A 14,561-nucleotide genomic window follows, 5' to 3' on the forward strand; every position below is an offset into this window, starting at 1 on the left:
CACCATCGACGTCTCGTCCACGACGATCACGTCGTGCGGGAGCCGGTTGCCGCGATTGTGCTTGAACCGCACCGACGTATCCGGCCGCGAACCCAGCAGCCGGTGCAGCGTCGTCGCCGGCAGCCCGGCCAGCCGGCCCCGGTCCGCCGCGTCCAGCCTCTGCACCTCGGCGGCGACCGCCTCGGCGAGCCGCGCCGCGGCCTTGCCCGTCGGTGCGGCCAGCGCGATTCGGGGCCGCGGCAACCCGGCGCTCTCGGCCTGCGCGGCGAGCAGCGCCAGCAACCGCGCCACCGTCGTGGTCTTGCCCGTCCCGGGGCCCCCAGTAAGCACCGTAACCGCTTGCGAGACAGCTATTTCCGCGGCCGCACGCTGTTCCTCGTAACCCGGGGGGAAAAGCCGATCCAAGTCCGGGGCGTCGCCCCTTACCCCGGGCATGGAGAGCGCGAGCAGGTCGGCGCACACCTGCTGTTCCTCGAGCCAGTACCGGTCCAGGTACAGAAGTTCACCGAACAGCCGCAGCACCGGCGGGGACCCGAGCAGCGGGCTGGCTCGCACGGCGGCCATCCAGCCGGCCGGGTCGGGCCACGGCAGGTCGGCGGCGCCGACCTGCGCCGCCACCGCCCGCAGGTCCACGCACACCGAACCGCTGCGCAGCGCCCGCACCAGCAGCCCGACCGCCAGCGCGACGCCCTCGTCGGGCTCGCCTGCGAGCGCCGTAAGCCGCTGCGCCACATGGACGTCGGCGGCCTCGAACACGCCGGCGTCGGTGTACGTCCGCAGCAGGCCCTCGGCGGTGATCGCCTCCAGCGTCACGCGACCGCCCTCCCATCGAGCAGGTCCGACAGCTCGGCTGTCAACGAGGCGGGCGGCCGCCAGCTGAACACTCCCGACGGATGACCGCCGACCACGGGGGTGGCCGCGCCGCACATTCCGCGCACGAACAGGTACAGGACACCGCCGAGATGCGCCTCGGGGTCGTATCCCGGCACGCGCCACCGCAGGAACCGGTGCAGCACAACGCTGTACAGCAGCGCCTGCAGCGGATAATCCGAATGCAGCATCGCCTCGACCAAGCGGGGCCGGTCGTAGTCGGCGGATGTCAACGGCCGGTCGGGGTCGCCGAGCCAGTTGGTCTTGTAGTCGACGACCAGGTAGCGGTGCCCCCCGCCGTCGGGCACCCGCAACACGGCGTCGACCGAACCGGTCAGATAGCCGCGCAACGGCTGGTCGCCGAGCGGGGGGCTGGCCAGGCGGTCGGCATAGGACGCCAGCGCGTCATCGGCCGGTAGGTGCGCACGCAACAACGCGGCCGTGTCCGCCAGCCGGATCTCGGGTGCGGTGGAACGCAGATCGCCACCGGCGAGCGGGAATTCGAAGTCCAGCTCGCGCAGTCGGTCCGAGAGCCCGATGCGCCGCAGCGTCAGGTCGCCGGCCAGCGGTCCCAGCGGCGTGTCATGCATGGGCACCATGGCCGCCGCGAGCTCGTCGGCGGGCACGTCGACCGGCCACCACACCGAGTGGGTGCGGATGTGCGCCTCGAGCTCGGCGGCCAGATCGGTGGCCAGGGGGTCGGCCGTCTCGAGCACGGCGTGCACCAGCGTGCCGAACTTCGCGCCCATCGGCAGGTCCGCCATCGGCGACGGCACCTGGCGCCCGGACGCGTTCTGCGCCAACGGTATTTCGCCGGCCTCGTCGTCCAGCTCGGTGACCTCCGGCTCGCTGCTGACGCCCGCGCCCGCGGAGTTTTCCGCGACCCGGATGAGGCCGGAGTAGGAGGTGCGCCGCCACCCGGTGTCAATGGCGCGGTGAAAGTGGCGGCTGTCGAGGTCGGCCGGCACCGGCGCCGGCGGCACGGACGGCGCGGCGGCCACCACCGACCGCTCGATCACCGGGCCGCCCGCCGCCTCCCATTCGCGCAAGCGGTCCAGGGCGTCGTCGTCGGGGATCTTCGCCGGCTCGCATCGGTCGGGCACGCACGGCTCTGAAGGCCGCCGGCCGCGCAGCAGCCGCGACAGCCCGCCGTTGGGTTCGTCGAACGCCGGCGACCACCACGCGACGACCTGCGACTGGGCCCGGGTCAGGGCCACATAGGTCAAGCGGCTGTCGTCGCTGGCGTCCTCCTTGCGGCCGAGTACCTCGACGGCCTTGAAGTCCGGGCTGTCCTTGCCGCCGATGTGCAGGCAGCGCACGCCGGCGTCGTGGAACAACACCACGTCGCGGTCCTGGGTGTTGCGGTTGAACGCGAACGGCAGATACACGATCGGGTATTGCAGGCCCTTGCTGACGAACACCGTCATGATCTGCACCGCGGCCGCATCGCTGTCCAGGCGCCGGTTGCGTTCGGGCGCACCGGCGCGTTCCTCGCGCTGCCTGCGCAGCCAGTCGCGCAGCGCCGGCAGGCTGGAGCGCTCGCGGTGGGCGACGTCCTGCAGCAGCTGCGCGACGTGCGCCAGGTCGGTCATGTGGCGTTCGCCGCCGCGGGCGGCCAGCACCCGGTCGGCCATCCCCGAAAGCTGCGCGGCCTCGAAGATGGCGGCGACGCCGCGCTCGCGCGCGTGGCCGGCCCACTCCCGCAGGGTTTCCGCGACCCGGTCGGTCAGCGCGTCACCGCCGGCCGCCAACGATTCCGCGGTCTCGCCGAAGAACATGGTGGCCGCCGCGGCGCGCACCATTCCCGGGCGGTGCGGCTGGTCGAACGCCTCCAGCAGGCAGAGCCAGTCTTCGGCCGCGTCCGAGCCGAAAACGTCGGAGTCGCCGGTGTACACCGCCGGCACGCCCGCGTCGCACAACGCCTTGAAGCAGGCGGCCGCGTCCTTGTGCTTCTCCACGATCACGGCGATGTCGCGGGCCTGCAGCGGCCTGCCCGCGAACGTCGCGCCGGCCGCCAGCAGGGCGCGGATGTCGGCGGCCAGGTCGGCGCCGATGTGGGCCCGCAGCTCGTCGATGGGCAGGTTCTGAATCCCGCTGCGCCCCAGGGTCGCTCGCTGGACCACCCGCAACCGGAACGGGTCGTTGTGCGGGGCGCCGGCGAGCCGGTGGCCCCGATGGTAGGCGTCGACGTCGTCCACGACGATCGCGGGATCGCCGAGTTGGGCGCCCCGCAGCACCACCTGCAGGCGCTCGACGAGCGCCGCGTCGCTGCGCCAATTGGTGGCCAGCGTCCTCTTCTCGCCCGCCGTCTCGGCCGCCCGCAGATAGGTCACGATGTCGCCGCCACGAAACGCGTAGATGGCCTGCTTGGGATCACCGATCAGGATCAGCGTGGAGCGCCCGCTGAACGCGCGGTCGATCACCTGCCACTGCACCGGGTCGGTGTCCTGGAACTCGTCGACCATCACGATGGGCCAGCGGTGGTGCATGCGCACCCGAGCGGGGGAATCGTCGGTGGCCAGCGCGTCGGCGAGCCGGCTCAGCAGGTCGTCGTAGTCCAGGACGCCCAGCCGGCGCTTGCGGGTGTCCAGTTCGGCCAGAACGTCTTTCGCGAACGTCACGCAGACGGCGGCCCGCGATCCGGGTTCGGGGTTCAGCGGCCGCAGCTGCGTCGACGGGTTCTTGACGACCTCGCGCGCCAGGCGCAGCGCCTCGCGATAGGCCAGCGCCGGATCGTCGCGCTCGCGCCCGAAGTGGGCGAGGTACAGATCGTCGACGATCTCGACGATCAACTCGTCGACGCTTTCCAGCAGCGTGACGTTCGCGGCGGTGTCGCCGGCCACGCCCAGTGACTTCAACACCAGCTGGCAGAACTGGTGGGTGGTGGCGATGGTCGCCGCGTCGAAGCCCGCCAGCCCGTCGCGGAGCCGCTGCCTGCGCGCTGCGCGTTCCTCGTCGGTGCCGTCGAGCAGGTATGCCACCAACTGGTTGTCGCCGGCGGCCGACGGGTCGTCGAAAGCCGCCACCGCGGCGACGATTTGGCCGCGGACCCGTTCACGCAACTCCTGGCTGGCGGCCCGGCCGAACGTGATCAACAGCATCTGGTCCAGCGTCGCGGCGCCCTCGGCGAGGTAGCGGGTCACCAGGCCGGCCAGCGCGAACGTCTTGCCGGTGCCCGCGCTGGCCTGCAGCACCGTGGTCGACCGATCGGCGGGCAGCGGGCCGAGCAGATCGAAGCGCTCTGTCACCTGCCCCATCTCAGGGCTTCCTTTCGGCCCGCAGCATCGGCAGCCAGACCCGCGCGGCGTAGGCGCCCAACCGGGTGTCTTCGCCGTCGAACTCCTCACCCGGCCGCACGGGCCGCATCAGATCGGACAGCCGGGTGTTCTTGCCCCAGGCCCGCAGGTGCGCCGGCTCCTCGTGCTCGTACTTCCACCGGTACTGCGCCTCGCGCAGCGGATCGTCGCCGCAGTGCCGCGCGGCCGCCCACGCGTAGGACGTCTTGATGGGCAGCGGAATCGGCTCCCGGCGGCCCGCGTCGTAGACCGCCACCAGCTCGCGCAGCAGTGTCAGGGCGTCGTCGCGCGGCCGTCCCAACCCCTCGACCCGCGGGGTGATGCCCCGCTTCAGGCGGCCGACGCACACCGCCGACCAGTCCCGGCCCGGGTCGTGAGCGATCAAGGCCAGCAACGGGATCCACGCCTCGAGCAGGTGCTTGCCGTCCAGCTTGGAGTACGTCACCGACACCAGCCGCTCGCCGTACACCGGCGACACCGTGCCCGTGAGCCTGCGCCCGGAGCCGAGATCGACGTCGACGTCATACGCCCGGGCGTCGGCCCCCCGGTATTGCTGCGCTTTGGCCGCCAGCAGCGCGGCCTGGTCGCGGACTTCCGTCGCGGTGCGCCAGCCCAGTTGGCCGGGCGGCAACGTGCCCCGCCGCCACTCGGCCTGCCGGGCATCGTCCGGCGTCCACCCGCGCAGGATGTCGCCCAGCATCCGGTCGCCGACGGTCCACTCCTCGAGGGCGTCGAGGTCGACGGGCATCGCGTCTTGCACGCCGTCGACGTCCCGCGGCAGGGTGAAGTCCAGCGCGCGGAAGAAGCCCTTAACCGGATCCTTGAAGAAGCCGACGAGGTCGGCCAGGATGACGTCGTCGGCGGGCGGTGGCGGCAGCGGTCCCGCGATGAACCGGGGTGCCTCGCCCCGCTCGCCCGCGGCGACCCTGGCCGCCCGCAACACGGTCGGGTCGAAGCTGAAGGGCACCGTCGGCACCAGCCTGCCCGGGATGACGTTGCGAATGTCGAAGGGCTGCAACGGATGTTCGACCACGATGCGCCCGCGAATCTTCTCGCCCGACACCGTCATGTCCAGCGTGTCCAGCAGTTCGGCCAGCGGCACCGCCGGTGGGCGCGGCTGGCCCGAGTACTCGTTGGCGCCGGTGTAGGTGATCACCAGCTTGTCGGTGGCCGCGCCGACCGCGTCGAGCAGCAATTGCCGATCCTCGGAGCGGATGTCGCGTTCGCCGGTCATCGGGTCGCGCGCCAGCGCGTCGTCGCCGTCGACGACGCCGAGCCGGGGGAACACCCCGTCGTCGAGGCCGACCAGGCACACCACCCGGTGCGGCACGGAGCGCATCGGGACCATCGTGCACACCGTCAGCGTGCCGGTGCGGAAGTTGGCGCGCGTCGGGCGCCCCGCCAGGCGTCCCTGCAGCAGCGCCCGGATGTCGGGCAGCCGCAGCGGTGTGTCGGCCCGCGGCCCGGCGTCGGCCAGCGTCGAAGCGAATTCCCGTTGCATCTGGCCGGTCTGCCACAGGTCCGCGTCGTCGACACGGGTCAACAGCTCGATCCCGTCGGCCAGCGCGGCCAGCCAGTCGCGCAACGGCCTGGTGCCCGTGAGCGAGTCGACCACGCGCTGCAGCCGCGACACGAATTCGGCGAGCTGGCCGGCCAACTGGACGCGGTTGCTGCTGACGTCGTCCAGGGGCAGTGTGGCGTCGATCCAAGCGTGCGAGTCGTCGGACATCGCGACGCCGGCCAGCACCCGGTCGATGCCGAAACGCCAAGTGTTGTGTACGAAGTCGACGTGGTAGGGCCGTCGGTGCTCCTGGTCGAACCCCCACCGGATGTTGGCCTGGCGGACCCAGCGGGTGATGGCCTCCAGGTCGTCGTCGGTGAAACCGAAGCGGGCCCGCACCGGCGCGGCCTCGGCGAAGTCGAGCACCTCGCTGGCGGTCACCCGGCTGCCCGCCAGCGCCAGCAATTGCGAGGCGACGCCGAGCAGCGGATTGGTTTGCAGCGGTGAGCGATCCGCGAGCCGCACCCGCAACCGGTGCGCGGGATGCGCGCCGCGCACCACGTCGCCGAGCCCGAAGTCGGCGACGATCAGCGGCGCGTACGTCTCGATGTCCGGACACATCACCAGGATGTCGCGCGGCTCCAGTGTCGGGTCGTCCTGCAGCAGGCCGAGCAGGACCTCGCGCAGGACGTCGACCTGGCGCGCCGGACCGTGACAGTTGTGCACCTGCACCGATCGGTCGTCGTCGGCGAGCGTACGCCCTTGTGGCCGAACGGCATTCGCGGCGATGTCGGACTGCAGCCAGCCGAGCAGCGTGTCGGGCCGCTCCGGCGCGGGCAGGTATTCGTCGGTGCGCGGGTCGGGGGGCAGGCCGCGTTGCAGCTCGCGCAGGTCGCGCCCGAGCGTCGCCAGCAGGGGATGGTTCACGCTGCGGTGGCCGGTGTCGGCGCGCCGCGGGATCGCCCCCCGGGCGCCGGCCAGCGCGCGCCACAGTTCGTCGCTGGGATGCGGCAGCCACAGGTGCAGGTCATGGTGGGTGGACAACGCGTCCAGCAGCTCCACGTCGGTGCACGCCAACCGGGTGTGCCCGAACAGCGACAGCCGCCCCGGCAGGTCGGCCGGGCCCCCGCGGAGCCGGGTCACGGCCCGCTGATGGCGGACGTGCGGGGGATCGGCGGGCACCGCGTCCACCAGCGCCCGCCAGAGCTCGGGCTGCCAGGCCAGGTCGGGGTCTAGGTCGCCCCGCTCGCCGGCCAGCCAATCGGCGAGCAGCCCCGGACGCTGCCTGGCGTACGAGGCGAACAGGCCGGCCAGCCGGCGCGCCACCGAGTATCTGCGCCCGCGGCGCAGCTCGGCCTCCGCCTCCGTCGACGCGAAGTGACCCAGATGCGTTGCCAGCGTGCGGCACCACGGCTCGTCCAGCGAGCAGTCGATCACGGCCAGCAGCGGCCACGCCATCGCGTCGGGCGACCACGGGTCCTCGTCGGCGGTGCCGGTGAGTTCGGCGATCAGGGACGCCGGGCTGCGGAACGCCACCCCGGCGCACACCCCGTCACCGCCGCGGGCGCGGCCGAGCACATGTGACAGCCGCTGGCTGAGCCAGCGTTCGACGCCGCGCGCCGGCACCAGCACCAGTTCCTCGGTGAAGGGGTCGGTCGGCGGGTCGGCCAGCAGGGCGCCGAGGCCGTCGGCAAGGAGGTCGGTGCGCTCGGCGCGGTGGAGATGAAGCGACATCGCGGTGCCACGATAGCCCCGGACACCGACACGAGTGGGTTACTTGGCCAGCGTGAACTGATTGATGTCGATGTAGCCGTCCCGGAACGCCTTGGCGCAACCGGTCAGGTACCTCATGTATCGCTGGTAGACCTCTTCGGACTGGATCGCGACCGCCTCGCTGTGGCGGGCCTCCAGCGCCGCCGCCCACAGGTCGAGGGTGCGGGCGTAGTGCAGCTGCAGCGACTGCCTGCGGGCCAGGTTGAACCCCATCTTCGAGGCGTGGAACTCCACCATCTCGATCGGCGGCAGCTGGCCGCCCGGGAAGATCTCGGTGGCGATGAAGTTGTTGAAGCTGGTCTGCTCCTCGGTCATCGGCAGGCCGTGCTCGACGATCTGCTCCGGCGTCAGCATGGTGATCGTGTGCAGCAGCATCACTCCGTCGTCGGGCAGGACGCGGTAGGCCTTCTGGAAGAAGTCGTCGTAGCGGTCGTAGCCGAAGTGCTCGAACGCGCCGATGGAGACGATCCGGTCGACGGGCTCGTCGAACTGTTCCCAGCCCTGCAGCAGCACCCGCCTGCTGTGCGTGGTGTCCATCGCGTCGAACAGCTTCTGCACGTGGGCGGCCTGGTGCTCGGACAGCGTCAGGCCGATGACGTCCACATCGTATTTCTCGATCGCGCGGCGCATCGTGCCGCCCCAGCCACAGCCGACGTCCAGCAGGGTCATCCCGGGCCGCAACCCCAGCTTGCCCAAAGCCAGGTCCATCTTGCGCAGCTGCGCCTCTTCCAGCGGGATGTCGCGCATGCGGTCGAAGTATGCGCAGCTGTAGGTCATCGTGGGGTCGAGGAAAAGCCGGAAGAAGTCGTCGGAGAGGTCATAGTGTGCCTGGACGTCTTCGAAATGCGGCGTCAGGTTCTCAGTCATGCCGGCTACGCGCCTTTCTGCATCCGGGGCCATTCAGCTGTACACGAGCGCGCGGCGCAGCTGGTTCACCATGGCTTCCCGAATGGGCCGGAATAAAACTTCGGCGTGCCCGTACGCGGGGAATTCCGACGACGTTACCCCTGTTTACCGGGGGTCAGGTGGAAAACGAGGAGGGACACATGGAGGCTTGGGACGCGATACGCGCCCGGCGCAACGTCCGGCAGTACCGGCCGGAGCCGGTTTCCGAGGAGGACCTGAACCGCATCGCCGAGGCCGGCTGGCGCGCGCCGTCGGCGAAGAACCGGCAACCGTGGGACTTCGTGATCGTCACCGACCGGGCGCAGCTGCAGGAGCTGTCGACCGTCTGGCAGGGGGCCGGTCACATCGCCGCCGCCGCGGCCGCGATCGCGATCGTCGTGCCCGTTCCGCCCGACGAGCGCCGGGTGATCACCGACAACTACGACGTCGGCCAGGCCACGATGGCGATGATGATCGCGGCCACGGACCTGGGGATCGGGACGGGCCACTCGTCGGTGGGGGACCAGGAGAAGGCGCGCGCCATCCTGGGCGTCCCCGGGGACCGGCTGGTCGCCTTCCTGCTCGGCGTCGGGTATCCCGCCGACCGTCCGCTCACCCCGATCCGCAAGCCGAACCGGCGCCCCTTCGCCGAGGTGGTCCACCACGGGCGTTGGTGAGGCAAGCCGCCGTAGGCTCGTCACCGTGCACGACCACCGGGGCGACTACGGAATCGACGGCTCGTTTCACACCCTCTCCGTGCGCTTGCAGGCGATCGGTCTGGCCGCCCAAACCGCCGCGCTGGCCGGGTGGGCCGCGCTGAGCTGGGCGCGCGGCAAGCGGCTGACCGCCGCGCTGGCGGCGACGTCGGCGGCCGGAATCGCTTCGAGCGCAACCCTTTACGTTTACGCCACGCGGGTGGGCAAGTTCGTGGTGTGGGCGCGGGTGCTCGACGAGCTTCGGCTTACGGGCGACGAAACGGTGCTCGACCTCGGTTGCGGACGGGGGGCGGTGCTGCTGGCCGCGGCGAAGCGGTTGCCGCGGGGCCGCGCGATCGGGGTCGATCTGTGGCATGCCGACCAGACCGACAACTCCCCGGAGGCGACCCTGGCCAACGCGGCGTTGGAGAGCGTCGCCGATCGCGTCGAGGTGCGCACCGCCGACATGACCGCCCTGCCGTTCGCCGACGCGAGCGTCGACGTGATCGTCAGCAACCTGGCCATCCACAACATTCCGACGGGCGCGGGCCGGCGCAAGGCCCTCGACGAGGCGGTTCGGGTGCTGCGCCCGGGTGGCCGGCTGGCGATCGCGGACCTCTGGGAGACCCGTCAGCACGCCGCGCACCTACGGGAGCTGGGTTGGCGAAACGTGCGTCGCCGCAACCTCGGATGGCGCATGTACTACGGCGGTCCGTGGTTCGCCACCCGGTTGGTCACCGCGACGAAGCCGGCGTGAGCGCCGGCGGTCCCGGAGGTACGCGCCCCCGGTCCCGGGCATGCTTGGGGGCTATGAACAGACATGAGATCACCGAGCAGATCGTCCTGGCGCGGCTGAGGCGCGGCCTGACGTGGCAGCAGCTGGCCGACGCCATCGGCAGGCCGGTGGTATGGACCACCGCGGCGCTGCTGGGTCAACACCCCATTCCCCCCGAGCCGGCACGGGTTCTCGTGGAGAAGCTCGGACTGGACGAGTCGGTGGTACCCGTGCTGGCGGCGCCGCCGATGCGTGGCGGGCTGCCGACCGCGGTGCCGACCGACCCGACCATCTACCGCTTCTACGAGGCCCTGCAGGTCTACGGCGGCGCCATCAAGGAGCTGATCCACGAACAGTTCGGCGACGGCATCATGAGCGCGATCAACTTCAGCGTCGACCTGCAGAAGAAGCCGCACCCGTCCGGTGATCGCGTCGTGGTGACCCTTGACGGGAAATTCCTTCCCTATCAATGGGTTTCGGCGGCGAACTGAAAACGCCTGCGACCGAACCGGTAGACCCCGCGCTTTCCGGCGGCGGCGCGGAACCGGTGAAGTGACGACGCTTCGCGCGCGTGTCACACTGGCGTCGAGGAGGCGAAGGGAACGCGGTGGCGGCCAGCAGCGGCCACCGCGTTCGCCGTTCAGCTCATCCTTCAGCATCGCGTTGGCGCAGCGCGCCCGCGCGCCTACAGGCCGAACTCGGCCTCGATGCCGTCGATCCCCGCGCGGATGGCCTTGAGCGCGTCGGCGCGGGCGCGCAGTTTCGTTGCGGCGTGGGCGTGCTGGCGCAGACCGGCGAATTCGCGCGCGGCCTCCTCGGCGCGGCTCACCACCATCTCCGGCAGCACGATCTCGTCGACGAAGCCGGCGGCCAGCGCCGTCTCGCCGAAGAACGTCTTGGCCAGCCCGGCGGCCTGCTGGTACGCCGACTGCGTCAGCCGCAGTTTCATGATCTCCAGGGCGGCGTACGGGATGACCATGCCGATCGCCACCTCGTTGGCCTGAATGTTGTAGGCGTGCGCGGCCACCCGGTGGTCGCCCGACGCGAGCAGGAACGCCCCCATCGCGATGGCGTGGCCGGTGCAGGCCATCACCACCGGCTTGGGATGCGACAACAGCCGGTAGGACAGTTCGAAGCCGCCGCGCAGCATGTCGATCGCCGGCTGCGCCTCGCCGGACGTCAGTATCTTCAGGTCGAACCCGCCGCTGAACACCCGCTCGTTGCCGGTGATCACCAGCGCCCCGGCGTTGTCCGCCTCGGCCCGGTCGATCGCCTCGCCCAGGGCCTGCTGCATCGTCGGGCCCAGGGCGTTGACCTTGCCGTCGTCCATCCGGATGACCGCGATCGAATCCTTGAGGCTGTAGTGGACCGGGCCGCTCATCGTTGCTGGGCTCCTTGCCGTCACGCCGGCTGGCTGTGGTGTTTGCCCAGGTCGTCCGGGGCCTCACTCCAGCGCAGGCTGACATCGGTGGGGTCGTCGAGCTGGCGGGTGCGCCATCTGTCCTGCGTTTCCCGCACGGCGCCGTTGATCCGTTCGATCTCGCCGCGGAACACCTCGGGGCGGGTTTCCTTGCTCGCGTAGTGGAAGTAGGTGAGCAGGCCGCGCAGCAGCTCCAGCTTCTGCTTCTCCCGCTTCGCCAGATCATGGGTGGTCATCAGCTCGATGCGCTGGACGGGCGGCAGGGAATCCCAGTCGAGCGTCACCTGAGTTTCCAGCGGATGGCGGTCGCGTTCCCAGAACCGCCAGCCGCGCGGACGCTCGGGTTGATCGAAATAGCTGATCGTGCCGGTGAAGCGGGACTCGATGCCGCTGCCTATCTCGGCGCGGTCCAGCGCCGAATCCCACACCATCCGCCATTCCTGGCCGGGGGCGAGGTACGGCAGCTCGCGGGGGAGCCGCAGTTCGACGACGTCGGCGTAGCCGTCGGTCGCGTTCTCGTACTCGGCCACCGTCGGCGGGTTGACGAAAGAGAATGTGACGTCGTACGCCGCGGTCTGGCCGAAGTTCCTGACCACCAGCTCGATCACGTGCCAGTCGGCGGGGTGCGGTTCCATGAACATCGAGACCTGCGGGCGCGTCTGCTCCGCGGCCAGCCGGCGGTTGCGGGTGATCTGCCTGTTGGTGAAGACCAGGGTGATGGCGGCGAGCGCAATCGCCGCCCACGCCGCCCACGCAATCCAGGTGCTGGATCCGACGTTTGTGATCCCGTGCCAGCTGTCCTGGATCCACCCCATGGAATCCACCCTCCGCTTATATCACAGGCCGGTGGCCGGCCCGTTGTGGTCGAGCGACCGTCAGCCGCCCATCAACATTCGCCATTGGGCGAGGTCCGCGGCGCGATACACGTAGTTGGAACGCTTGACTTCCGACAGCGAAGCGCTCGGTTCCGCCGAATACCAGTGCCCCGGAAAGACCGTCGGGTCACCGGGCAATGTCGCGAGTTGCTGCAGGCTGCGGTACATCTCGTCGGAGTCGCCGCCGGGAAAGTCGGTGCGCCCGCAGCCCTCCAGGAACAACGTGTCACCGGCGACCAGGCGACCGTCGAGCAGGAAGCACTGACTGCCGGGCGTGTGGCCGGGTGTGTGCAGCAACTCGATCTCGATGTCGCCGATGCTGACCTTGTCGTGATTCTCGTGGGCGGTGAGATCCCCCAGGCTGATCCCGGTCACCCGCGAAACCCATTGCGCCTCATGGGTATTGACGTGTACCGGCACAGCTTTGCGTTCCAGCAGCTCGGCCAGGCCCTGCAGCGAGAAGCCCATCATCGATCCGCCGACGTGGTCGGGATGGTGATGGGTCACCAGCACTCCGGACAGGTGCATGTCGTCGGCCTCGAGCGTGTCGAGAAGATCACCGGCCGCGTACGCGGGGTCGACCACCACGCAGTCGCCCGTTTGGCGGTCGCCGATCAGGTAGGCGAAGTTGCGCATCTGGGTCGCGAACATGTCGCCGGCGGCGAAGTCGCGGCCGGAGAGCAGTTGGCGAAAGTACAGCCGGTCCGTTGACACGTGACCAGACTAGGGCGTGCCCGGCCGGGGGCCACGGCCCCGGCGTGAACTTTGCCGGACACCGCCCGCGAGCAGCGATTGGGCTCACGCCCGCTGGGTATTGTTGGCGCATGAGGAAGAAGGTCGAAATCGAGATCGACGTCGATCTGATCGACGAGGCGATCCGCCGCTTCCATCTGGCCGATGCCCGCGAGGCCGTCAACCTGGCATTGCGCACCCTGCTCACCGAGGCCGACGCCGACGAACCGGCCGAGGAGTACGACGAGTTCAGCGACCTGAGCGCCTGGCGGCCCCGTCCCAGCGGTGGCGCCGCCCCGTAGCGCCCGTGGGTTTGGTCCGGTTGCGGGCCAGGCTGTACCCTCTTTTAGGCCCGCGGCACCGCGTCCGATTCGGGTGAACGGCCCCCTTAGCTCAGTCGGTAGAGCGTTTCCATGGTAAGGAAAAGGTCAACGGTTCGATTCCGTTAGGGGGCTCGGCGGACGCCGAGCAGGCGTGGGCGGCCCTACCCCAAAAGGGGTGGCCAGAGGCGATGTAGCTCAGTCGGTTAGAGCGAACGACTCATAATCGTTAGGTCGCCGGTTCGAGTCCGGCCATCGCTACAACACAACAACGCGCACTTTTTAGAGAGTTGAGAGAGAACCGTCATGGCTTCCAGTACCGACGTCCGGCCGAAGATCACCTTGGCCTGCGAGGTGTGCAAGCACCGCAACTACATCACCAAGAAGAACCGCCGGAACGACCCGGACCGCATGGAACTGAAGAAGTTCTGCCCGAACTGCGGCAAGCACCAGGCCCACCGGGAAACGCGCTAGCGGCGACCCGCGACCCGTTATTCGCCCCTGACTAGGTAGATTTTAGAGCCGTGCCGTTAAGCGAGAGCATCGTCGGGATGCACTACCGCTATCCCGACCATTACGTCGTGGAGCGGGAGAAGATCCGTGAGTACGCCGTCGCCGTGCAGAACGACGACGCCATGTTCCTCGAGGAGAAGGCGGCCGCGGAGCTGGGCTATGCCGGCCTGCTGGCGCCGCTGACGTTCATCTGCGTATTCGGCTACAAGGCGCAGTCGGCGTTCTTCAAGCACGCGAACGTTGCCGTCCACGACGCGCAGATCGTGCAGGTCGACCAGGTGCTGAAGTTCATGGCGCCGATCGTGGCGGGCGACACGCTGTACTGCGACGTCTACGTCGACTCGATGCGGGTTTCGCACGGCACCCAGATCATCGTGACCAAGAACATCATCACCAACGAGGCCGGTGATGTTGTGCAAGAGACCTACACGACCCTGGCGGGCCGTGCGGGCGAGGATGGAGAAGAGGGATTTTCTGATGCCACTGCGTGAGTTCAGCTCGGTGAAGGTGGGCGATCAGCTCCCGGAGCGGACCTACCCGCTGACCCGTCAGGACCTGGTGAATTACGCGGGCGTCTCGGGTGACCTGAACCCGATCCACTGGGACGACGAGATGGCCAAGGTCGTCGGCCTGGACACCGCGATCGCGCACGGCATGCTGACCATGGGCATCGGCGGCGGCTATGTCACCGCGTGGATCGGCGACCCCGGCGCGGTCACCGAGTACAACGTGCGGTTCACCGCGGTGGTGCCGGTGCCGAACGACGGCAAGGGCGCCGAGCTGGTCTTCAACGGCCGGGTGAAGTCGGCTGACCCGGAGACCAAGTCCGTGACCATCGCGTTGACGGCCACCACCGGCGGCAAGAAGATCTTCGGCAGGGCCATCGCGTCCGCGACCCTCGCTTAA

Annotated in this window: 14 protein-coding genes and 2 tRNA genes; 9 read left to right on the top strand and 7 right to left on the bottom strand. The window is 69.8% G+C overall.

The features are described 5' to 3' along the window. The 4 genes from A5701_RS19335 to A5701_RS19350 form a co-directional block, all read right to left on the bottom strand. Positions 1 to 813, bottom strand: an 813-nt coding sequence (locus A5701_RS19335; protein WP_156670171.1) for an AAA family ATPase, incomplete at its 3' end; no start/stop codon positions are given. Next, the gene (recB, locus tag A5701_RS19340; RefSeq protein WP_067757377.1) at positions 810 to 4,127 is read right to left on the bottom strand and encodes an exodeoxyribonuclease V subunit beta; all 3,318 of its coding nucleotides are present in this window, start codon (positions 4,125 to 4,127) and stop codon (positions 810 to 812) included. The genes A5701_RS19335 and recB, both read right to left, overlap by 4 nt. Position 4,128: 1 nt before the next feature. Beyond that, positions 4,129 to 7,401, bottom strand: coding sequence for an exodeoxyribonuclease V subunit gamma (recC, locus tag A5701_RS19345; protein WP_067757380.1), 3,273 nt, complete (start codon positions 7,399 to 7,401; stop codon positions 4,129 to 4,131). Between the two features lie 39 nt (positions 7,402 to 7,440). Continuing rightward, complete coding sequence (locus tag A5701_RS19350) at positions 7,441 to 8,307, bottom strand: cyclopropane mycolic acid synthase family methyltransferase (RefSeq protein ID WP_067757383.1); 867 nt, start codon at positions 8,305 to 8,307, stop codon at positions 7,441 to 7,443. Positions 8,308 to 8,486: 179 nt separating this feature from the next. Between A5701_RS19350 and A5701_RS19355 the strand changes: the two genes are divergently transcribed. The 3 genes from A5701_RS19355 to cynS are packed head-to-tail and all read left to right on the top strand — an operon-like array spanning position 8,487 to position 10,286. Then, entirely contained in the window at positions 8,487 to 9,002 is a 516-nt protein-coding gene (locus tag A5701_RS19355) for a nitroreductase family protein (RefSeq protein WP_067757462.1), read from the top strand. Positions 9,003 to 9,027: 25 nt separating this feature from the next. Then, positions 9,028 to 9,777 (top strand): class I SAM-dependent methyltransferase, encoded by a 750-nt coding sequence (locus A5701_RS19360; RefSeq protein WP_067757388.1) that lies wholly within the window; start codon positions 9,028 to 9,030, stop codon positions 9,775 to 9,777. Positions 9,778 to 9,830: 53 nt separating this feature from the next. Continuing rightward, on the top strand, positions 9,831 to 10,286 hold the full coding sequence (gene cynS, locus A5701_RS19365) for a cyanase (RefSeq protein ID WP_067757393.1): 456 nt from the start codon (positions 9,831 to 9,833) through the stop codon (positions 10,284 to 10,286). A 194-nt stretch (positions 10,287 to 10,480) separates the two neighbouring features. Here the strand turns inward: cynS and A5701_RS19370 are convergent, their stop codons facing one another. Genes A5701_RS19370 through A5701_RS19380 form a run of 3 tightly spaced genes read right to left on the bottom strand, consistent with a single transcriptional unit; the run spans position 10,481 to position 12,804 of the window. Then, positions 10,481 to 11,176 carry a crotonase/enoyl-CoA hydratase family protein gene (locus A5701_RS19370; protein WP_067757396.1) on the bottom strand — a complete coding sequence of 232 codons (696 nt, stop codon included), beginning with the start codon at positions 11,174 to 11,176 and terminating at the stop codon, positions 10,481 to 10,483. Between the two features lie 20 nt (positions 11,177 to 11,196). Beyond that, entirely contained in the window at positions 11,197 to 12,030 is an 834-nt protein-coding gene (locus A5701_RS19375; RefSeq protein WP_067757401.1) for a hypothetical protein, read from the bottom strand. Between the two features lie 60 nt (positions 12,031 to 12,090). Then, on the bottom strand, positions 12,091 to 12,804 hold the full coding sequence (locus A5701_RS19380; protein WP_067757404.1) for an MBL fold metallo-hydrolase: 714 nt from the start codon (positions 12,802 to 12,804) through the stop codon (positions 12,091 to 12,093). A 110-nt stretch (positions 12,805 to 12,914) separates the two neighbouring features. Between A5701_RS19380 and A5701_RS19385 the strand changes: the two genes are divergently transcribed. From A5701_RS19385 to hadB, 6 genes are all read left to right on the top strand, one after another. Beyond that, positions 12,915 to 13,124 carry a type II toxin-antitoxin system VapB family antitoxin gene (locus A5701_RS19385; protein WP_067757413.1) on the top strand — a complete coding sequence of 70 codons (210 nt, stop codon included), beginning with the start codon at positions 12,915 to 12,917 and terminating at the stop codon, positions 13,122 to 13,124. An 80-nt stretch (positions 13,125 to 13,204) separates the two neighbouring features. Then, positions 13,205 to 13,277: transfer RNA gene (locus tag A5701_RS19390), tRNA-Thr, on the top strand. 52 nt (positions 13,278 to 13,329) lie between these two features. Continuing rightward, positions 13,330 to 13,403 (top strand) — tRNA-Met (locus tag A5701_RS19395). Positions 13,404 to 13,448: 45 nt separating this feature from the next. Continuing rightward, positions 13,449 to 13,616: a 50S ribosomal protein L33 gene (gene rpmG, locus A5701_RS19400; protein ID WP_007167776.1), complete on the top strand. Its 168-nt coding sequence runs from the start codon at positions 13,449 to 13,451 to the stop codon at positions 13,614 to 13,616. A gap of 50 nt (positions 13,617 to 13,666) precedes the next feature. After that, on the top strand, positions 13,667 to 14,146 hold the full coding sequence (hadA, locus tag A5701_RS19405) for a (3R)-hydroxyacyl-ACP dehydratase subunit HadA (RefSeq protein WP_067757420.1): 480 nt from the start codon (positions 13,667 to 13,669) through the stop codon (positions 14,144 to 14,146). Next, on the top strand, positions 14,133 to 14,561 hold the full coding sequence (gene hadB, locus A5701_RS19410; RefSeq protein ID WP_067274995.1) for a (3R)-hydroxyacyl-ACP dehydratase subunit HadB: 429 nt from the start codon (positions 14,133 to 14,135) through the stop codon (positions 14,559 to 14,561). The genes hadA and hadB overlap by 14 nt, the downstream gene beginning before the upstream one ends.

The organism is Mycobacterium sp. E3305 (genome assembly GCF_001666785.1).
Classification (GTDB): domain Bacteria; phylum Actinomycetota; class Actinomycetes; order Mycobacteriales; family Mycobacteriaceae; genus Mycobacterium.

What these genes read in the sequence shown, in the direction of transcription:
- recB (WP_067757377.1), bottom strand. Translation starts at nt 4,127, where the DNA reads ATGGGGCAGGTGACAGAGCGCTTCGATCTGCTCGGCCCGCTGCCCGCC.
- recC (WP_067757380.1), bottom strand. Translation starts at nt 7,401, where the DNA reads ATGTCGCTTCATCTCCACCGCGCCGAGCGCACCGACCTCCTTGCCGAC.
- A5701_RS19350 (WP_067757383.1), bottom strand. Translation starts at nt 8,307, where the DNA reads ATGACTGAGAACCTGACGCCGCATTTCGAAGACGTCCAGGCACACTAT.
- A5701_RS19355 (WP_067757462.1), top strand. Translation starts at nt 8,487, where the DNA reads ATGGAGGCTTGGGACGCGATACGCGCCCGGCGCAACGTCCGGCAGTAC.
- cynS (WP_067757393.1), top strand. Translation starts at nt 9,831, where the DNA reads ATGAACAGACATGAGATCACCGAGCAGATCGTCCTGGCGCGGCTGAGG.
- A5701_RS19370 (WP_067757396.1), bottom strand. Translation starts at nt 11,176, where the DNA reads ATGAGCGGCCCGGTCCACTACAGCCTCAAGGATTCGATCGCGGTCATC.
- A5701_RS19375 (WP_067757401.1), bottom strand. Translation starts at nt 12,030, where the DNA reads ATGGGGTGGATCCAGGACAGCTGGCACGGGATCACAAACGTCGGATCC.
- A5701_RS19385 (WP_067757413.1), top strand. Translation starts at nt 12,915, where the DNA reads ATGAGGAAGAAGGTCGAAATCGAGATCGACGTCGATCTGATCGACGAG.
- rpmG (WP_007167776.1), top strand. Translation starts at nt 13,449, where the DNA reads ATGGCTTCCAGTACCGACGTCCGGCCGAAGATCACCTTGGCCTGCGAG.
- hadB (WP_067274995.1), top strand. Translation starts at nt 14,133, where the DNA reads ATGCCACTGCGTGAGTTCAGCTCGGTGAAGGTGGGCGATCAGCTCCCG.